Source organism: Streptomyces sp. NPDC101776 (genome assembly GCF_044766845.1).
Lineage (GTDB): Bacteria > Actinomycetota > Actinomycetes > Streptomycetales > Streptomycetaceae > Streptomyces.
This window is the reverse complement of record NZ_JBIWMV010000023.1, coordinates 1-15,901: the sequence shown is the minus strand read 5'-3', so window position 1 is coordinate 15,901 and position 15,901 is coordinate 1. Positions and strand designations below refer to the sequence as shown.

At 70.8% G+C, this 15,901-nt stretch carries 13 protein-coding genes and 1 pseudogene; 5 read left to right on the top strand and 9 right to left on the bottom strand.

Translation table 11 applies throughout. From position 1 onward, the window contains the following. Positions 1-28 precede the first annotated feature (28 nt). A pseudogene (locus tag ACIRRY_RS43320) lies at positions 29-583 on the top strand (hyaluronoglucosaminidase); the annotation flags it as partial. Positions 584-811: 228 nt separating this feature from the next. Here ACIRRY_RS43320 and ACIRRY_RS43315 read toward each other — a convergent pair. From ACIRRY_RS43315 to ACIRRY_RS43290, 6 genes are all read right to left on the bottom strand, one after another. Continuing rightward, positions 812-2,950: a 3-hydroxyacyl-CoA dehydrogenase NAD-binding domain-containing protein gene (locus tag ACIRRY_RS43315; RefSeq protein WP_403984369.1), complete on the bottom strand. Its 2,139-nt coding sequence runs from the start codon at positions 2,948-2,950 to the stop codon at positions 812-814. Continuing rightward, the gene (locus ACIRRY_RS43310; RefSeq protein WP_403984367.1) at positions 2,947-4,164 is read right to left on the bottom strand and encodes a thiolase family protein; all 1,218 of its coding nucleotides are present in this window, start codon (positions 4,162-4,164) and stop codon (positions 2,947-2,949) included. Before ACIRRY_RS43310 ends, ACIRRY_RS43315 begins: the two co-directional genes overlap by 4 nt. A 142-nt stretch (positions 4,165-4,306) precedes the next feature. After that, positions 4,307-5,329: a LacI family DNA-binding transcriptional regulator gene (locus ACIRRY_RS43305; RefSeq protein WP_403984365.1), complete on the bottom strand. Its 1,023-nt coding sequence runs from the start codon at positions 5,327-5,329 to the stop codon at positions 4,307-4,309. 251 nt (positions 5,330-5,580) lie between these two features. Continuing rightward, positions 5,581-6,858 (bottom strand): HRDC domain-containing protein, encoded by a 1,278-nt coding sequence (locus ACIRRY_RS43300; RefSeq protein WP_403984363.1) that lies wholly within the window; start codon positions 6,856-6,858, stop codon positions 5,581-5,583. Positions 6,859-7,013: 155 nt separating this feature from the next. Beyond that, a complete protein-coding gene (locus ACIRRY_RS43295) occupies positions 7,014-7,676 on the bottom strand; it encodes a response regulator transcription factor (protein ID WP_030605794.1) in 663 nt (220 codons plus the stop codon). Between the two features lie 237 nt (positions 7,677-7,913). Further along, a complete protein-coding gene (locus tag ACIRRY_RS43290; protein ID WP_403984361.1) occupies positions 7,914-8,576 on the bottom strand; it encodes a DUF3000 domain-containing protein in 663 nt (220 codons plus the stop codon). A 104-nt stretch (positions 8,577-8,680) separates the two neighbouring features. Between ACIRRY_RS43290 and hemE the strand changes: the two genes are divergently transcribed. Continuing rightward, positions 8,681-9,748 carry a uroporphyrinogen decarboxylase gene (gene hemE / locus ACIRRY_RS43285; protein WP_403984359.1) on the top strand — a complete coding sequence of 356 codons (1,068 nt, stop codon included), beginning with the start codon at positions 8,681-8,683 and terminating at the stop codon, positions 9,746-9,748. A gap of 7 nt (positions 9,749-9,755) precedes the next feature. Here the strand turns inward: hemE and ACIRRY_RS43280 are convergent, their stop codons facing one another. Beyond that, on the bottom strand, positions 9,756-10,580 hold the full coding sequence (locus tag ACIRRY_RS43280) for a rhomboid family intramembrane serine protease (protein ID WP_403984357.1): 825 nt from the start codon (positions 10,578-10,580) through the stop codon (positions 9,756-9,758). Positions 10,581-10,705: 125 nt separating this feature from the next. On the opposite strand from ACIRRY_RS43280, the gene ACIRRY_RS43275 reads away from it, so the two are divergent. Further along, positions 10,706-11,032 carry a hypothetical protein gene (locus ACIRRY_RS43275; protein ID WP_200689883.1) on the top strand — a complete coding sequence of 109 codons (327 nt, stop codon included), beginning with the start codon at positions 10,706-10,708 and terminating at the stop codon, positions 11,030-11,032. 30 nt (positions 11,033-11,062) lie between these two features. Here ACIRRY_RS43275 and ACIRRY_RS43270 read toward each other — a convergent pair whose 3' ends face one another. Together ACIRRY_RS43270 and ACIRRY_RS43265 are read right to left on the bottom strand one after the other, a co-directional pair. Beyond that, positions 11,063-12,463, bottom strand: a complete 1,401-nt coding sequence (locus ACIRRY_RS43270; RefSeq protein ID WP_403984354.1) for an FAD-dependent oxidoreductase — start codon at positions 12,461-12,463, stop codon at positions 11,063-11,065. A gap of 27 nt (positions 12,464-12,490) precedes the next feature. Then, a complete protein-coding gene (locus tag ACIRRY_RS43265; protein ID WP_403984352.1) occupies positions 12,491-13,453 on the bottom strand; it encodes a DUF4349 domain-containing protein in 963 nt (320 codons plus the stop codon). A 161-nt stretch (positions 13,454-13,614) separates the two neighbouring features. Here ACIRRY_RS43265 and hemG point away from each other — a divergent pair, with 161 nt between their 5' ends. After that, a complete protein-coding gene (gene hemG / locus ACIRRY_RS43260) occupies positions 13,615-15,045 on the top strand; it encodes a protoporphyrinogen oxidase (RefSeq protein ID WP_403984350.1) in 1,431 nt (476 codons plus the stop codon). A gap of 4 nt (positions 15,046-15,049) precedes the next feature. Beyond that, the gene (hemQ, locus tag ACIRRY_RS43255) at positions 15,050-15,787 is read left to right on the top strand and encodes a hydrogen peroxide-dependent heme synthase (protein ID WP_403984348.1); all 738 of its coding nucleotides are present in this window, start codon (positions 15,050-15,052) and stop codon (positions 15,785-15,787) included. Positions 15,788-15,901: the final 114 nt, after the last annotated feature.

Genomic DNA, 15,901 nt, shown 5'->3' with positions numbered 1-15,901 from the left:
CGCGCCCGCCCGGTTCTACGGCACCTCCACGACCGCCCACACGGTGACGATCAACCACAAGGCCACCTCCGGGTCGGCGGTGGCGCTCAACGTGACCTCGGACAACCCCGAGACCTCGGCGATGTATCCGACCGGCGTGGAGACCGGCCGCGGCACGCTGAAGATCGCCCACGTGGGGTACGCCGACGGCTCGGACGCGAACGCCTCCGCCCTGTCCATCGACCTCCAGACGGCGGGCACGGCCTCCCAGGGCATCTGTCCGACCGCCACCAACGGCGCGACCAAGGGCGCCCTGCTCGTCCTGCGCAACAACGACGGCCTCGACTACCTCGTGGTCAAGGGCACCGGCCGGATCGGCGTCGGCATCGACCGCGGCGCCAGGCCCCAGACCCAGCTCCACGTGGTCCAGCGCGGCGGAGCCGCGTCGGCCGTCCTCGCCGAGGGCGCCGTACGCCTCGCGAACGTCACGACGGAACCCACCGACGCGCCCGCCGCGGCCGGCGGCGGCTCCCTCTACGCCCGGGAAGGCAGGCTGTTCTGGAAGGGCTCCGCCGGTACGGTGACCCAACTCGCCCCCGTGTAAAGGGAATTCGGCATGCAACTCACCCCGACGAACTCATCTCCGAGTTCCACGACGGCGTCATGGAGCTCTACTTCGCCCGCAAGCGCATCGCCCATCTGGAGGCGGAGAACGTCGAGTTGACGGCACGGCACGGCACGGCACGGCACGGCGCGCGGCGGCCGAGGCATGAGAAGAGGGCCTCCGCCCGAAAGCGGAGGCCCTCCCCAAGTCACTTCCCTACGACGGCGGTTACGCCGGAACGCTCGCCACGCCCGGCGCCAGGAACGGCTTGCCGTTCACCCGCTCCGAGACACCCTCGCGGTCCAGGTACGGCGTGATGCCGCCCAGGTGGAAGGGCCAGCCGGCGCCCGTGATGAGGCACAGGTCGATGTCCTGCGCCTCGGCGACGACACCCTCGTCGAGCATGAGCCCGATCTCCTGCGCCACCGCGTCCAGGACCCGCGCACGCACCTGCTCCTCGGTCAGGACGGAGTCGCCCTGCTGGAGCAACGCCGCGACCTCGGGGTCGAGTTCGGGCTTGAAGCCGTTCTCGGCGGAGTAGACGTAGAAGCCGCGCTTGCCCGCCTTGACGACGGCCGCGAGGTTCGGGGAGACCGTGAAGCGGTCCGGGAACGCCCGGTTGAGGGTCTCCGAGACATGCAGCCCGATGGCCGGACCGACCAACTCGAGCAGCACCAGCGGGGACATGGGCAGACCGAGCGGCTCGACCGCCTTCTCCGCGACCGCGACCGGGGTGCCCTCGTCGATGACGTTCTGGATCTCGCCCATGAAGCGGGTGAGGATGCGGTTGACGACGAACGCCGGGGCGTCCTTCACCAACACGGCAGTCTTCTTCAGCTTCTTGGCCACCGCGAACGCGGTCGCGAGCGAGGCGTCGTCCGTCTGCTCGCCGCGCACGATCTCCAACAGGGGCAGAATCGCCACCGGGTTGAAGAAGTGGAAGCCGACGACCCGCTCGGGGTTCTTCAGCTTCGACGCCATCTCGGAGACGGACAGCGACGAGGTGTTGGTGGCGAGGATCGCGTGCGCCGGGGCGACCGCCTCGACCTCCGCGAACACCTGCTGCTTGACGCCGATCTCCTCGAAGACGGCCTCGATGATGAAGTCTGCGTCGGAGAAGCCCTCGGCCTTGTCCAGCACACCGGTGACCAGGGCCGTGAGGCGGTTGGCCTTGTCCTGGTTGATACGGCCCTTGCCGAGCAGCTTCTCGATCTCGGCGTGGACGTAGCCCACACCCTTGTCGACGCGCTCCTGGTCGATGTCCGTGAGGACGACCGGTACTTCGAGGCGGCGCAGGAAGAGCAGGGCGAGCTGCGAGGCCATCAGGCCCGCGCCGACCACACCCACCTTGGTGACCGGACGCGCCAGGGACTTGTCGGGCGCACCCGCCGGGCGCTTGCCGCGCTTCTGCACGAGGTTGAACGCGTAGATACCGGCGCGGAGTTCGCCACCCATGATCAGGTCGGCGAGCGCGAGGTCCTCGGCGTCGTAGCCCTGCTGGAGGTCGCCGTTCTTGGCGGCCTCGATGATGTCGAGGGCGCGGTAGGCGGCCGGGGCAGCCCCGTGCACCTTGGAGTCCGCGACGAGCCGGCCCTTGGCGACGGCCTGGTCCCAGGCCTCGCCGCGGTCGATCGCCGGACGCTCGACCTTGATCTCGCCCTTGAGGACGTTCGCCGTCCAGATCAGCGACTGCTCCAGGAAGTCGGCGCCCTCGAAGAGCGCGTCCGCGATCCCGAGGTCGAAGACCTGCTGGCCCTTGAGCTGCTTGTTCTGGTTGAGGCTGTTCTCGATGATCACCGAGACGGCCTTCTCGGCGCCGATCAGGTTCGGCAGCAGCGCGCAGCCGCCCCAGCCGGGGACGAGGCCGAGGAAGACCTCGGGAAGGGAGAAGGCCGCGATGTGCTTCGACACCGTGCGGTACTCGCAGTGCAGACCGACCTCGACGCCGCCGCCCATGGCCGCGCCGTTGTAGTACGTGAAGGTCGGTACCGCGATGTCCGCGAGGCGCTTGAAGACCTCGTGGCCGCCCTTGCCGATGGCGAGCGCGTCGTCGTGGTTCTTGAGGAGCTCGACGCCCTTGAGGTCCGCGCCGACGGCGAAGACGAACGGCTTGCCGGTGATGCCGACACCGACGATCTCGCCGGCCGCCGCCTCCTTCTCGACCTGGTCGATGGCGGTGTTCAGATTCGCCAGCGAGGCCGGACCGAAGGTGGTCGGCTTGGTGTGGTCGAAGCCGTTGTCCAGCGTGATGAGCGCGAACCGCCCGGCGCTGTACGGAAGTTCGAGGTGCCGGACGTGTGCGGACGTCACGACCTCGTCCGGGAACAGCTCGGCCGCACCCTTCAGAAGCTCGGTGGTGGTGCTCACTTGTCCCCCTCGAAGTGCGGGTTCTCCCAGATGACCGTGGCGCCCATGCCGAAGCCGACGCACATCGTCGTCAGGCCGTAGCGGACGTGTCGCTGCTCCTCGAACTGACGGGCCAGCTGCGTCATCAGGCGGACGCCCGACGAGGCCAGCGGGTGACCGAAGGCGATCGCGCCGCCGTACTGGTTGACGCGCTCGTCGTCGTCCGCGATGCCGTAGTGGTCGAGGAAGGCCAACACCTGTACGGCGAAAGCCTCGTTGACCTCGAAGAGGTTGATGTCCTCGATGGACAGACCCGCCTTGGCGAGCGCCTTCTCGGTCGCGGGGATCGGACCGTAGCCCATGACCTCCGGCTCGACGCCCGCGAAGGCGTACGAGACGAGCCGCATCTTGACCGGCAGGTTGTGCTCGCGGGCGAAGTCCTCGCTCGCGATGATCGACGCGGTGGCACCGTCGTTGAGACCGGCCGCGTTGCCCGCGGTGACCCGCCCATGCACCCGGAACGGGGTCTTCAGCCCGGCCAGGTTCTCCAGGGTCGTCCCCGGACGCATCGGCTCGTCGGCGGTGACCAGACCCCAACCGGTCTCGCCCACCTGCTCGTTGGTGTTGCGCACCGAGATCGGCACCAGGTCCTGCTGGATCTTGCCGTTGGCGTACGCCTTGGCGGCCTTCTCCTGCGAACGCACCGCGTACTCGTCGGCGCGCTGCTTGGTGATGTGCGGGTAGCGGTCGTGCAGGTTCTCCGCCGTCATGCCCATGAACAGGGCGGAGTCGTCGACCAGCTTCTCGCTCACGAAGCGCGGGTTCGGGTCCACGCCCTCGCCCATGGGGTGGCGGCCCATGTGCTCGACACCACCGGCGATGACGGCGTCGTACGCACCGAAGGCGATGGAGCCCGCGGTGGTCGTGACGGCGGTCAGCGCACCCGCGCACATACGGTCGATCGAGTAACCGGGGACCGACTGCGGCAGCCCGGCGAGAATGCCCGCGGTCCGCCCCAGGGTCAGCCCCTGGTCGCCGATCTGGGTGGTCGCGGCGATCGCGACCTCGTCGATCTTCGCGGGGTCGAGTCCGGGGTTGCGGCGCAGCAGCTCCCGGATCGCCTTCACGACGAGGTCGTCGGCCCGGGTCTCGTGGTAGATGCCCTTCGGGCCCGCCTTGCCGAACGGGGTGCGGACGCCGTCGACGAAGACGACATCCCTGACGGTACGAGGCACGATTGGCTCTCCTCCAGGGTGCGGGATCGGCACTGCTGCGATGCGCTGAGCGCGCGCTCAGGAACCATGCTACTTGTGGGTAACCAAGCTGCCCAGTCCCGGGGGCGGGAGCGGCGAACGTCACACCCGGAGCGCCGGCCGATCATCCCCCGGGCGGAGCCGTCGACCCCCGCGGGGTCAGCACCGGAGCGGGCGCGGGATGCGAGCCGGGCCCCTGCCTGGCGATCACCCCGAACAGCGTCCGGGCCACGTCCGCGCCGAATCCGTGCACATCATGGCCCATCGCGGAGAGCGTCGGATGGGTGACCCGGCACAACGGGGAGTCGTCCCAGGCCAGCAGTGACACATCGTCCGGCACCCCGAGCCCCGCCTCTGCGGCCACGGCCAGCCCGGCGACGGCCATGATGTCGTTGTCGTACACGATCGCCGTGGGCCGCTCCGCCTCCGCCAGCAACGACCGAGTGGCCCGCGCCCCCGCCTCCCCGGACTGGTCCGTGACCACCTGCCGAACCTCCGGCACCCCCAGCGCCCGCACCGCCGCCTCGAAGGCGGCGCTCCGCACGGCCGTCCGCCCCAGCTCCGCCGCCCCACCGACCCGCGCGATCCGCCGATGCCCGAGCGCCCCCAGATACCGCACGGCCTCGGTCACGGCAGCGGCTTCGTCGACCCACACGGAGGTCAGCCCACCCGTCAACGCGGGCTGCCCCACGGCCACCACGGGTATCCCGAGCCGCCGCACCACCGCGACCCGCGGATCGTCGGCCCACAGATCGACAAGGATCGCCCCACCGACCTGCCGGGCCTTCCACCAGGCTTCCAGCAGCCCGGCCTCCTCCGCCGGATCCCCGACGAGCCTGAACAGAAGCCCACAGGACCGCTCGGTCAGCACACTCTCCACACCGGACACGAACTCCATGGAGAACGATTCGAGCCCGAGCAGCCGCGCGGACCGACACAGAGCGAGTCCTACGACATCCACCCGCGCCCCGGCCAGCGACCGCGCGGCCAGGTTCGGCGCCCACTCCAACGCCCGCGCGGCCTCGAAGATCCGCTCCCGGGTCGCTTCCGACAACCCCGGCTTGTGATTGAAGGCGAGCGACACCGCCCCCTTCGACACACCGGCACGCGCGGCAACGTCCTTGATGGTGACGCGAGTTGTCGTCATCGGGTGCGCTCCACGAGATACAGGGCGATCGGTCGACGGCTGCCCCCGGAGTCTGGCAGCCACCTACTTCGACCGCGCCCTGTTCCCCACAAGCTGTCCAAGGATCTTGGCCTGATCTCGACGCCGGGGATCCGCTTTTCGGGCTTCGTCGGCACGCACTCGAGAGGCGATCAGGTGACGCGCCCCAAAGGGGCGCGGGGAACTGCGCGACCAGCCACAGCGAACCCGCACCCGCAAAACCACACAGACCCCTACGGCGCTTTCGCGGTCAACGCCTCCACCAAAACCGGCGCCACCTGCTCCACCTGCCAGGCCCGCGCCCCGTACCCGGCAAGCGCGGCCCCCACGGACTCCGCGTCCACATGCTTCGGCGGCTCCCAGCAAACCCGCCGCACCGTGTCCGGAGTGATCAGATTCTCCTGAGGCATGTTGAGCCCCTCGGCCACCGCGGACACCGCAGCACGGGCCGCGGACAACCGAGCCGCGGCCTCGGGATCCTTGTCGGCCCAAGCGCGGGGCGGCGGCGGCCCGGTAACCGGCTGCCCCGGCTGCGGCAACGCCGAGTCCGGCAGCGCCTTCGCCCGATCGACCGCCGCCTGCCACTGCTCCAGCTGCCGCCGCCCCATCCGATGCCCGAACCCGTTCAACGCCGCCAGCGCCTGCACGTCCAGCGGCAGTGCGAGCGCCGCCTCCACGATCGCCGCGTCGGACAGCACCTTCCCCGGCGACACATCTCTCCGCTGCGCGATCCGGTCCCGCGTCTGCCACAGCTCCCGTACGACACCGAGCTGCCGGCGTCGCCGTACCTTGTGCATCCCGGACGTACGGCGCCACGGGTCCTTGCGGGGCTCGGCGGGTGGCGCCGCCGCGATCGCGTCGAACTCCTGGCGGGCCCAGTCCAGCTTGCCCTGCCGGTCGAGTTCCTTCTCCAGGGCGTCCCGCAGATCGACGAGGAGTTCCACGTCGAGGGCCGCGTAGCGCAGCCAGGGGTCGGGCAGCGGGCGGGTGGACCAGTCGACGGCGGAGTGCCCCTTCTCCAGTACGAAACCGAGCACCCCCTCGACCATCGCGCCCAGGCCGACCCGCGGGAATCCGGCGAGCCGACCCGCCAGCTCGGTGTCGAAGAGCCGCGTCGGCACCATGCCTATCTCGCGCAGACAGGGCAGGTCCTGGGTGGCGGCGTGCAGCACCCACTCGACGCCGGAGATGGCGTCGCCGAGGCCCGACAGGTCGGGGCAGGCGACGGGGTCGATCAGTGCGGTGCCCGCGCCCTCACGGCGCAGCTGCACCAGATAGGCGCGCTGTCCGTAGCGGTAGCCGGACGCGCGCTCGGCATCGACGGCCACGGGACCCGTGCCGGCGGCGAAGGCCGCGATCACCTCGGCGAGGGCGTCCTCGTCGGCGATCACGGGCGGAATGCCCTCCCGGGGCTCAAGCAAAGGGATCGGCGCCGGTTCGACGTCGTCCGGAGGGGCGCCTCCGGTGGTTCGCAGTGAGCTGTCTGCTGCGGTTTCTTGGGCGTCGGTCACCTGTCAAGGGTATCCGTGTATGGACAACGCCCGCCGACGGAACGTTCCGTCGACGGGCGTCTGGGGGTCGTAAACCAGTCAGGTAAGTGAAAGATCCGGTTCACGGCTCGGCGGGGGAGAGGGGAAGGGGTGGGGGACGGGGTCGCGGGAGAGGGTCAGTGGATGATTCCGGTGCGCAGTGCCACCGCGACCATGCCGGCGCGGTCACCCGTGCCGAGCTTGCGGGCGATCCGGGCGAGGTGGCTCTTGACGGTCAGTGCGGACAGGCCCATGGAGACGCCGATCGCCTTGTTCGACTGGCCCTCCGCGACCAGACGCAGGACCTCGACCTCACGGCCGGACAGTTCGCGGTAGCCACCCGGGTGGCTCGGGGAGCCCGGGGGGCGGCGGTGCATACGGGCGGCGGCGGAGCCGATGGGGGCGGCGCCGGGTCGGGTGGGGAGCCCGACATTGGTGCGGGTGCCGGTGACGACGTAGCCCTTGACGCCGCCCGCGAGGGCGTTGCGCACGGCACCGATGTCGTCGGCGGCGGACAGGGCCAGGCCGTTGGGCCAGCCTGCGGCTCGGGTCTCGGAGAGCAGGGTGAGACCGGAACCGTCGGGAAGGTGGACGTCTGCCACACAGATGTCGCGGGGGTTGCCGATGCGGGGACGAGCCTCCGCGACGGACGAGGCCTCGATGACGTCGCGCACACCGAGCGCCCACAGATGGCGGGTGACGGTGGAGCGGACGCGCGGGTCGGCCACGACCACCATGGCGGTCGGCTTGTTCGGGCGGTAGGCGACCAGGCTTGCGGGCTGCTCGAGGAGAACGGACACCAGGCCTCCTGGGGTGTGGGACGACTTTCAAGGTCACAGTCGTCTTCGGCAGCAAACCCGCGGTCCTTTAGAGAAAGATCACGATTTAGTGAGTATCAATCAGTTCAATTCGGACACGCTGTCGATCGTTCGGTGAACGAAACGGCTCGTTCGAGGGCCTGGTTGTGATGGAAAGTGGCCGTATCGACAAAGACACCGCAAGCGACGGGTAAGACCTCGGTGTGCCTCGGGTAAGGCTCAGCGTGACTGCGGACCCCGGCGCTGCGGCAGCGTGACGATGGACGCGTCGCCCGGACCCGCCGGCGGCAGGCCCGCGACCTGGGCCAGCAGATCGCACCAGGAGGCCAGATGCGCCGCCGTGTCCGGGATACCGCCGAGCCCCTCGCGCGGTGTCCACGAGGCGCGGATCTCGATCTGGGAGGCGGACGGGCGCTCGGACAGCCCGCCGAAGTAGTGCGAGCTGGCCCGCGTGACGGTGCCGCTCGGCTCGCCGTACGTCAGCCCGCGCGCCTGGAGCGCACCGGTCAGCCACGACCAGCAGACGTCGGGCAGCAGCGGATCCGCCGCCATCTCCGGCTCCAGCTCCGCGCGCACCAGCGTCACCAGCCGGAACGTGCCGTGCCAGGCGTCGTGCCCGGCCGGGTCGTGCAGCAGCACCAGCCGGCCGTCGGCCAGGTCCTGGTCGCCGTCGACGACCGCGGCCTCCAGCGCGTACGCGTAGGGGGCGAGCCGCTGAGGCGCCGGCGTCGGATCGATCTCGATCTGCGGCCGCAGCCGACTGCTCTTCAGCGCCTGGACCGCGGCCTGGAAAGCCGGCGGCGCCGCACCGCCCCCATCCCCCTCCTTCGAGTCGTCCATTCCGTCAGTGCCGTCCGACAATCGTCCCTGAGCCGCAGCCATGCGGGAAGATTAAGGGGAACGGAGGCATCGTGCGGGACTAGACACCCGCTCTTCCGCTCAGCACACCGTGTAATCGCCTTCTGGCGCCGTGCGAGACTTGCCCCGTGAGTGCCAACCAGAGCCCTACGGGCCAGCAGCCGTCCGCCACTTACGACTCCGCCTTCATGAAGGCGGCCAGGCGTGAGCCCGTGCCGCACACACCCGTGTGGTTCATGCGGCAGGCCGGGCGCTCGCTGCCGGAGTACCACAAGGCGCGCGAGGGCATCGCGATGCTCGACTCCTGCACGCGGCCCGAGCTGGTCGCCGAGATCACCCTCCAGCCGGTGCGCAGGCACAAGGTGGACGCGGCCGTCTACTTCAGCGACATCGTCGTCCCGCTCAAGGCCATCGGCGTCGACCTCGACATCAAGCCCGGCGTCGGCCCGGTCGTCGAGAACCCGATCCGCACCCGCGCCGACCTCGCCCAGCTCCGCGACCTCACCCCCGAGGACGTCTCCTACGTCACGGAGGCCATCGGCCTGCTGACCGCCGAGCTCGGCTCCACCCCCCTCATCGGCTTCGCCGGCGCCCCGTTCACCCTCGCGAGCTACCTCGTCGAGGGCGGCCCGTCCCGCACGTACGAGAACGCCAAGGCGATCATGTACGGCGACCCCGAGCTCTGGTTCGACCTCCTGGACCGCCTCGCCGACATCACGGCCGCCTTCCTCAAGGTCCAGATCGAGGCGGGCGCCAGCGCCGTCCAGGTCTTCGACTCCTGGGCCGGCGCTCTCGCCCCGGCCGACTACCGCCGCTCGGCGCTCCCCGCCTCCGCCAAGGTCTTCAAGGCCGTCGAGGGCTACGGCGTCCCGCGCATCCACTTCGGCGTCGGCACCGGCGAGCTGCTCGGCCTGATGGGCGAGGCCGGCGCGGACGTCGTGGGCGTCGACTGGCGGGTCCCGCTCGACGAGGCCGCCCGCCGTGTCGGCCCCGGCAAGGCGCTCCAGGGCAACCTCGACCCGACCGTCCTGTTCGCCCCCACGGAGGCCGTCGAGGCGAAGACCCGCGAGGTCCTCGACGCGGCGAAGGGCCTGGAGGGGCACATCTTCAACCTCGGCCACGGCGTCATGCCGTCCACCGACCCGGACGCGCTGACCCGGCTCGTGGAGTACGTCCACACCGAGACGGCCGTCTAGAAGGCGTTCACCACGTGTGCCGGGGCCGGGCCCGTCTGCCGAACAGCAGGCCGCGCGGTTCCGGCGGCGGGGGCGTGCCCGCCTTGAGCGGCCAGGCCAGCAGCATGCCCGCCAGGAAGCCGACGACATGCGCCGCGTACGCCACGGTGCCGGCGCCGGAGACGCCCTCGCCGGCCGAGTAGAACGCCTGGAGCACGAACCAGAAGCCCAGCACCAGCCAGGCCGGCAGGCGCAGCGGCAGGAAGAACAGGAACGGCACCAGGACCCACACTCTGGCCTTCGCGTACAGCACCAGATACGCGCCCAGGACACCGGCGATCGCCCCGGAGGCGCCGATCAGCGGGTCGGCCGAGTCCGCGTTGAGCAGCGCGAAGCCGTAGCCCGCCGCGTAACCGCACGCTACGTAGAAGAGCGTGTAGCGGATGTGGCCCATGCGGTCCTCGACGTTGTTGCCGAAGATCATCAGGAACAGCATGTTGCCCAGCAGATGGATCCAACTGCCGTGCAGGAACATCGCGGTGAAGACGCTCAGCGGCGCCGACTTGTCGTAGCCCGGCGGGCCGGCCGCGCAGCTCGCGCCGCCGGGGCCTGCCTGTACCGCGCCGGTCGGGACGAGCTGCGGCATCTGATGGTGGATCAACTCCCTTGGTACCGCCGCGTAGTGGTCCAGGAACGCCTGTAGATGGCACAGCTGCGAGAGGTCGCTGCCGCCCGCCACGGAACCCGCCATTCCGGGTGTGAACAGGAAGACGAGCACGTTCGCGGCGATGAGCGCATACGTCACCCAAGGGGTGCGGCGCACCGGGTTCACGTCATGGACGGGGATGACCACAAGGGATTAGTGCCCCCGATCCGCGCGGCGAACCGGTGAACACCGCCGTCCGCCTGTGCGTATGACTCCTCAACCGCTCGCGGTGCGGGGAAGGCGTGTCGCGGGGACGACGTGAGGAACAGGCGATGAACGACCGTATTTCCCCTCAGATGACCGCCACGCCCGACGGCGAGGCCGAGATCTCCCTGGTGGTGCGCCTCCCCTGGGAGGACGTCGCCAGGCTCGGCCAGGAAGCGGGACGCCTGGCCGCGCAGATGCAGCGGCCGGTGACCCTGGACGAGGCGGTGAGCAACCGGCTGCGGTCCAACGCGCTGGGCGCCCACGCGAAGCCCGCGGCGGCGCAGCCCGCCGCGATGATGCCGCCGACCAGCGCGTCGGTCTCCTCGCTGCCCGCCAGGCCGCCGGCCGAGCAGGCACGGCAGGCCATAGACCGCATCAACGGCACGGCGTAGGAACGTTCACCAAGGGCCGGACAGGATCGTTCAACGAAGACCGGCCTGGACCTTGGCGGTCGCCTTTCGGGCCGCCACCAGAACCGGGTCCCACACCGGGGAGAACGGCGGGGCATAGCCCAGGTCCAGGGCCGTCATCTGTTCCACCGTCATACGGGCCGTGAGGGCGACCGCCGCGATGTCGACACGCTTGGCGGCACCCTCACGGCCGACGATCTGCACGCCCAGGAGACGGCCGGTACGGCGTTCGGCGAGCATCTTCACCGTCATGAGGGAGGCCTCGGGGTAGTAGCCCGCGCGGCTGGTCGACTCGATGGTGACCGCCTCGAACCTCAGGCCCGCGCGACGGGCGTCCTTCTCGCGCAGCCCGGTACGGGCGATCTCCAGATCGCACACCTTGCTCACGGCCGTACCGACCACCCCCGGGAAGGTCGCGTAACCCCCGCCCACGTTCGTGCCGATGACCTGCCCGTGCTTGTTGGCATGCGTCCCCAGGGCGATGTGCCGCTCCTGCCCGGAGACCAGGTCGAGCACCTCAACGCAGTCGCCCCCGGCCCAGATGTTCTCGTGTCCGCGCACCCGCATCGCCATGTCGGTGAGCAGCCCGTGGTGCTGGCCCAGGGGCAGCCCGGCCGCCTCGGCGAGGCTCGTCTCGGGCCGCACTCCGATCCCCAGCACCACGACGTCCGCCGGGTACTCCGCGTCCTCGGTGACGACCGCCCGCACCCGCCCGTCGTCCCCGGTGCGCAGCTCGGTGACATGGGCGTCGTTGACCATGGTGATGCCCAGGCCCTCCATCGCCTTGTGCACCAGACGCCCCATGTCCGGGTCGAGCGTCGACATCGGCTCCTTGCCCCGGTTGACGACGGTGACGTCATACCCGCGGTTGACGAACGCCTCCGCCATCTCCACCCCGATGTACCCGGCCCCGACCACCACGGCACGACGCCCACGCGTGCGTGCCAGCGAGTCGAGCAACGCCTGCCCGTCGTCGAGCGTCTGCACCCCGTGCACCCCGGGGGCATCGACACCGGGCATCTCGGGGCGAATCGGCCGAGCCCCGGTCCCGATCACGAGCTTGTCGTACGACGTCCAGGACTCGGCCCCGGAATCGACGTCACGCGCGCGTACCCGCCCGCCCGCGACGTCCAGCTCCACGACCTCGGTACGCATCCGCAGGTCGATGTCACGCTCCCGGTGCTCCTCCGGGGTACGGGCGATCAGCTCCTCCGGAGTGGACACGTCACCGCCCACCCAGTAGGGGATCCCGCACGCCGAGTACGAGGTGAAGTGCCCCCGCTCGAAGGCCACGATCTCCAGCTCGTCCGGCCCCTTGAGGCGACGTGCCTGTGACGCCGCGGACATGCCCGCGGCGTCACCGCCGATGACGACCAGTCGTTCCCGGGTACCCCTCGCACGGCTCATGTCCATGCGAACACGCTACGGCGACCGATGGTTTCAGTCCTGCCCGCCCTGCTCCTCCTCGCGCACCGGCCGGGCCGCAGGCAGCGGGCCCACCGGGGTGGCCGCGGGGACGGCCGCCGCCCGGCGCGGCCGTACGAGACGCAGCCACACGACGACCAGCAGCGCCGCCACGGCCGCGAACGGCAGCACCGCGCCGATCGCCAGGGCGGCCCAGCGCAGCATCGTCACGAAGACGTGCCAGCCGCCCGCCACGGCGTCCACGAAGCCGGGGGAGTCGTCCTTCGGGGCGGCCTTCGCGACCGGGTTCTGCGACAGGGACAGCGTGATGGTGGCCAGGCCGGTGCGGTCCTTCAGGGAGGCCTGTTGGGCGAGCAGCGCCTCCAGGTCGGACTCGCGGGTGCTCAACTCGCCCTCCAACTGCACCACATCGCTGAGCTTGGTGGCCCGGTCCATCAGCTCACGCACGCGTGCCACGCTTGCCCGCTGCGAGGTGATGCGGCTCTCCACGTCCACGACCTGGTCGGTGACGTCCTGCGCCTTCGCGCTGCGCTCCAGCAGCTTGCCCGCGCCCTCCAGGTCGGCGAGGACCTCGTCGTACTTGTCGGTCGGCACCCGCAGAACGACCCGGGTCCGCTCGTGGCCCTGCCCGTCGCGGGTGGTCGTCTCGTTGCCGACGAACCCGCCCGCGTTCTCGGTCGAGGCGCGGGCCTCGTCGAGCGCCTTAGGTACGTCCTTGACCCGCACGGACAGCGAGGCCGTACGGATGATGCTGCTCGCCGTGAGCTTGGGCACGGACTTGGTGTTCCGGGCGTTGCCGCTGCCCGCCGCGCCCTCCTGCTGGGCTTCTGGAGCGACGGCCTTGTCGTCGGCGCCGGCGCCGGCCTGGCTCGCGGTGCTGCTGTCCCCGCTGCCGCTGCACCCGGTCAGCGCGAGTGCCGAGGCCAGCAGGAGCCCGGCCAGGGCCTGGACGGGCCGTATGGAGTGTCGTGTGCGCATGTGTCGCTACCCCCGAGGGTCGTCGTGACGACTGACGCTCCTTCGACGCCCGGACCGGCCGGGACGTTGGCCGCAGACGGTCCCGATGCGGTCACGGTCGGGACTCGCGTCGAACACCGGGCCGGGGTTGGACTGTCAGTGGGGTCTGAGAGGCTGGGTGCATGCGCGAAGTGGAGACTCGGACGGGCACAGGGCATGTCGTCGTCATCGGCGCCGGGATCGGCGGGCTGGCCGCCGCACACCGGCTGCTGGACAGAGGTGTGCGCGTGACGGTCGTCGAGGCGTCGGAGCGGGTCGGCGGCAAGCTGCTGCCCGGCGAGATCGCCGGCGCCCGCGTGGACCTCGGCGCCGAGGCGATGCTGGCCCGCCGCCCCGAGGCCGTCGCCCTGGCCCGCGAGGTGGGCCTCACCGACCGCCTCCAGGCGCCCGCCACCGCCACCGCGTCGATCTGGACCAGGGGTGCCCTGCGCCCCATGCCCAAGGGCCATGTCATGGGCGTCCCCGGCACCGCCTCCGCCCTCACCGGAGTCCTCTCGGACGAGGGCCTGCACCGCATCGAGCGCGACGCCGACCTGCCCCGCACGGAGGTCGGCGACGACGTCGGGGTCGGGGAGTATGTGGCGGCACGCCTGGGCCGCGAGGTCGTCGACCGCCTCGTCGAGCCCCTTCTGGGCGGGGTCTACGCGGGCGACGCGTACCGCATCTCGATGCGCTCCGCCGTCCCCCAGCTCTTCCAGGCGGCGCGGACCCACGACTCCCTCACGGAGGCCGTCCGGGGCATCCAGGAGCGCGCCGCAGCCGCCCAGCAGACCGGCCCGGTCTTCATGGGCATCCAGGGCGGAGTGGGCCAACTCCCGCTCGCCGTCGCGGAGTCGGTGCGCGCACGGGGCGCCGAGATCCTCACCGGCACCCCGGTGACGGAGCTGCGCCGCAGCGGAGCGGAAGGCTGGCGGATCGTCGCCGGCGACCGCGTCCTGGACGCCGACGGCGTGATCGTCGCCGTACCCGCACCCGTGGCCGCCGAGCTGCTACGCCCCGAAGCACCCGGCGCCGCCGCCGAGTTGACCGCCGTCGAGTACGCCTCGATGGCCCTGATCACCCTCGCCTACCGCCGCGCGGACGTCGAACTCCCCGAAGGCAGCGGCTTCTTGGTGCCCCCGGTCGACGGCCGCACCATCAAGGCATCCACCTTCGCCTCCCAGAAGTGGGGCTGGATCGCCGACGAGAACCCGGACGTGCTGGTCCTGCGCACCTCGGTGGGCCGCTACGGCGAGACGGCGATCCTGGAGCGCGAGGACACCGACCTGGTCGACGTCTCGCGCCACGACCTGCGCGAGGCCACAGGCCTGGACGCGACGCCCCTCGACACCCGAGTCACCCGCTGGACCGACGGCCTGCCCCAGTACCCGGTCGGCCACCACGCGCGCGTGACCCGCATCCGCGAGCACGTGGGCAAGCTGCCCGGCCTCGCCGTGTGCGGCGCGGCCTACGACGGCGTCGGCATCCCGGCCACCATCGCGAGCGCCTACGCTGCCGTCGAGCGGCTGACCGGTGACCCGGTGCCGAGCGCGTCCGGCGGAGCGGGAGAATAGCCCCATGAGCGACGACGCCCCCACCACCGAGTCCGGCCGCATCCCGAACAAGGGCAAGCTGGCCAAGGACCTCAACGAGGCCATCCGCTACACGCTGTGGTCCGTCTTCAAGCTGAAGGACGTACTCCCCGACGACACTGCGCGGGCCGGATACGCCGACGAGGTCCAGGAGCTGTTCGACCAGCTCGCCGCGAAGGACGTGACGGTCCGCGGCACGTACGACGTGTCGGGCCTGCGCGCCGACGCCGACCTCATGATCTGGTGGCACGCCGAGACCGCCGACCAGCTCCAGGAGGCGTACAACCTCTTCCGCCGTACCAAGCTCGGCCGCGCGCTCGAGCCGGTCTGGTCGAACATGGCGCTGCACCGCCCCGCCGAGTTCAACCGCTCGCACATCCCGGCCTTCCTGGCCGACGAGACCCCGCGCAACTACGTCAGCGTCTACCCGTTCGTGCGCTCCTACGAGTGGTACCTGCTGCCCGACGAGGACCGCCGCCGCCTGCTCGCCGAGCACGGCAAGATGGCCCGCGGCTACCCCGACGTGCGCGCCAACACGGTCAACTCGTTCTCCCTCGGCGACTACGAGTGGATCCTGGCCTTCGAGGCCGACGAGCTGTACCGCATCGTCGACCTCATGCGCCACCTGCGCGGCTCCGAGACCCGTATGCACGTGCGCGAGGAGGTCCCCTTCTACACGGGCCGCCGCAAGGACATCGCCGACCTGGTAGCGGGCCTGGCGTAAGCGCCCCAAAGGGGCGCGGTGAAGTTCCCCCCGCGAACTGGACAGCGGGTGTTTACGCTGCCGGGACGAAGCTCTGCCTGAGCAAGGATCTCGTTTCGAGCGGGGTGACGTACC

Excerpts from the sequence above, each read along its gene's own strand:
- ACIRRY_RS43305 (WP_403984365.1), bottom strand. The coding sequence starts at position 5,329 with ATGACGACAACTCGCGTCACCATCAAGGACGTTGCCGCGCGTGCCGGT.
- ACIRRY_RS43290 (WP_403984361.1), bottom strand. The coding sequence starts at position 8,576 with ATGGCTGCGGCTCAGGGACGATTGTCGGACGGCACTGACGGAATGGAC.
- ACIRRY_RS43275 (WP_200689883.1), top strand. The coding sequence starts at position 10,706 with ATGAACGACCGTATTTCCCCTCAGATGACCGCCACGCCCGACGGCGAG.
- ACIRRY_RS43270 (WP_403984354.1), bottom strand. The coding sequence starts at position 12,463 with ATGGACATGAGCCGTGCGAGGGGTACCCGGGAACGACTGGTCGTCATC.
- ACIRRY_RS43265 (WP_403984352.1), bottom strand. The coding sequence starts at position 13,453 with ATGCGCACACGACACTCCATACGGCCCGTCCAGGCCCTGGCCGGGCTC.
- hemG (WP_403984350.1), top strand. The coding sequence starts at position 13,615 with ATGCGCGAAGTGGAGACTCGGACGGGCACAGGGCATGTCGTCGTCATC.
- hemQ (WP_403984348.1), top strand. The coding sequence starts at position 15,050 with ATGAGCGACGACGCCCCCACCACCGAGTCCGGCCGCATCCCGAACAAG.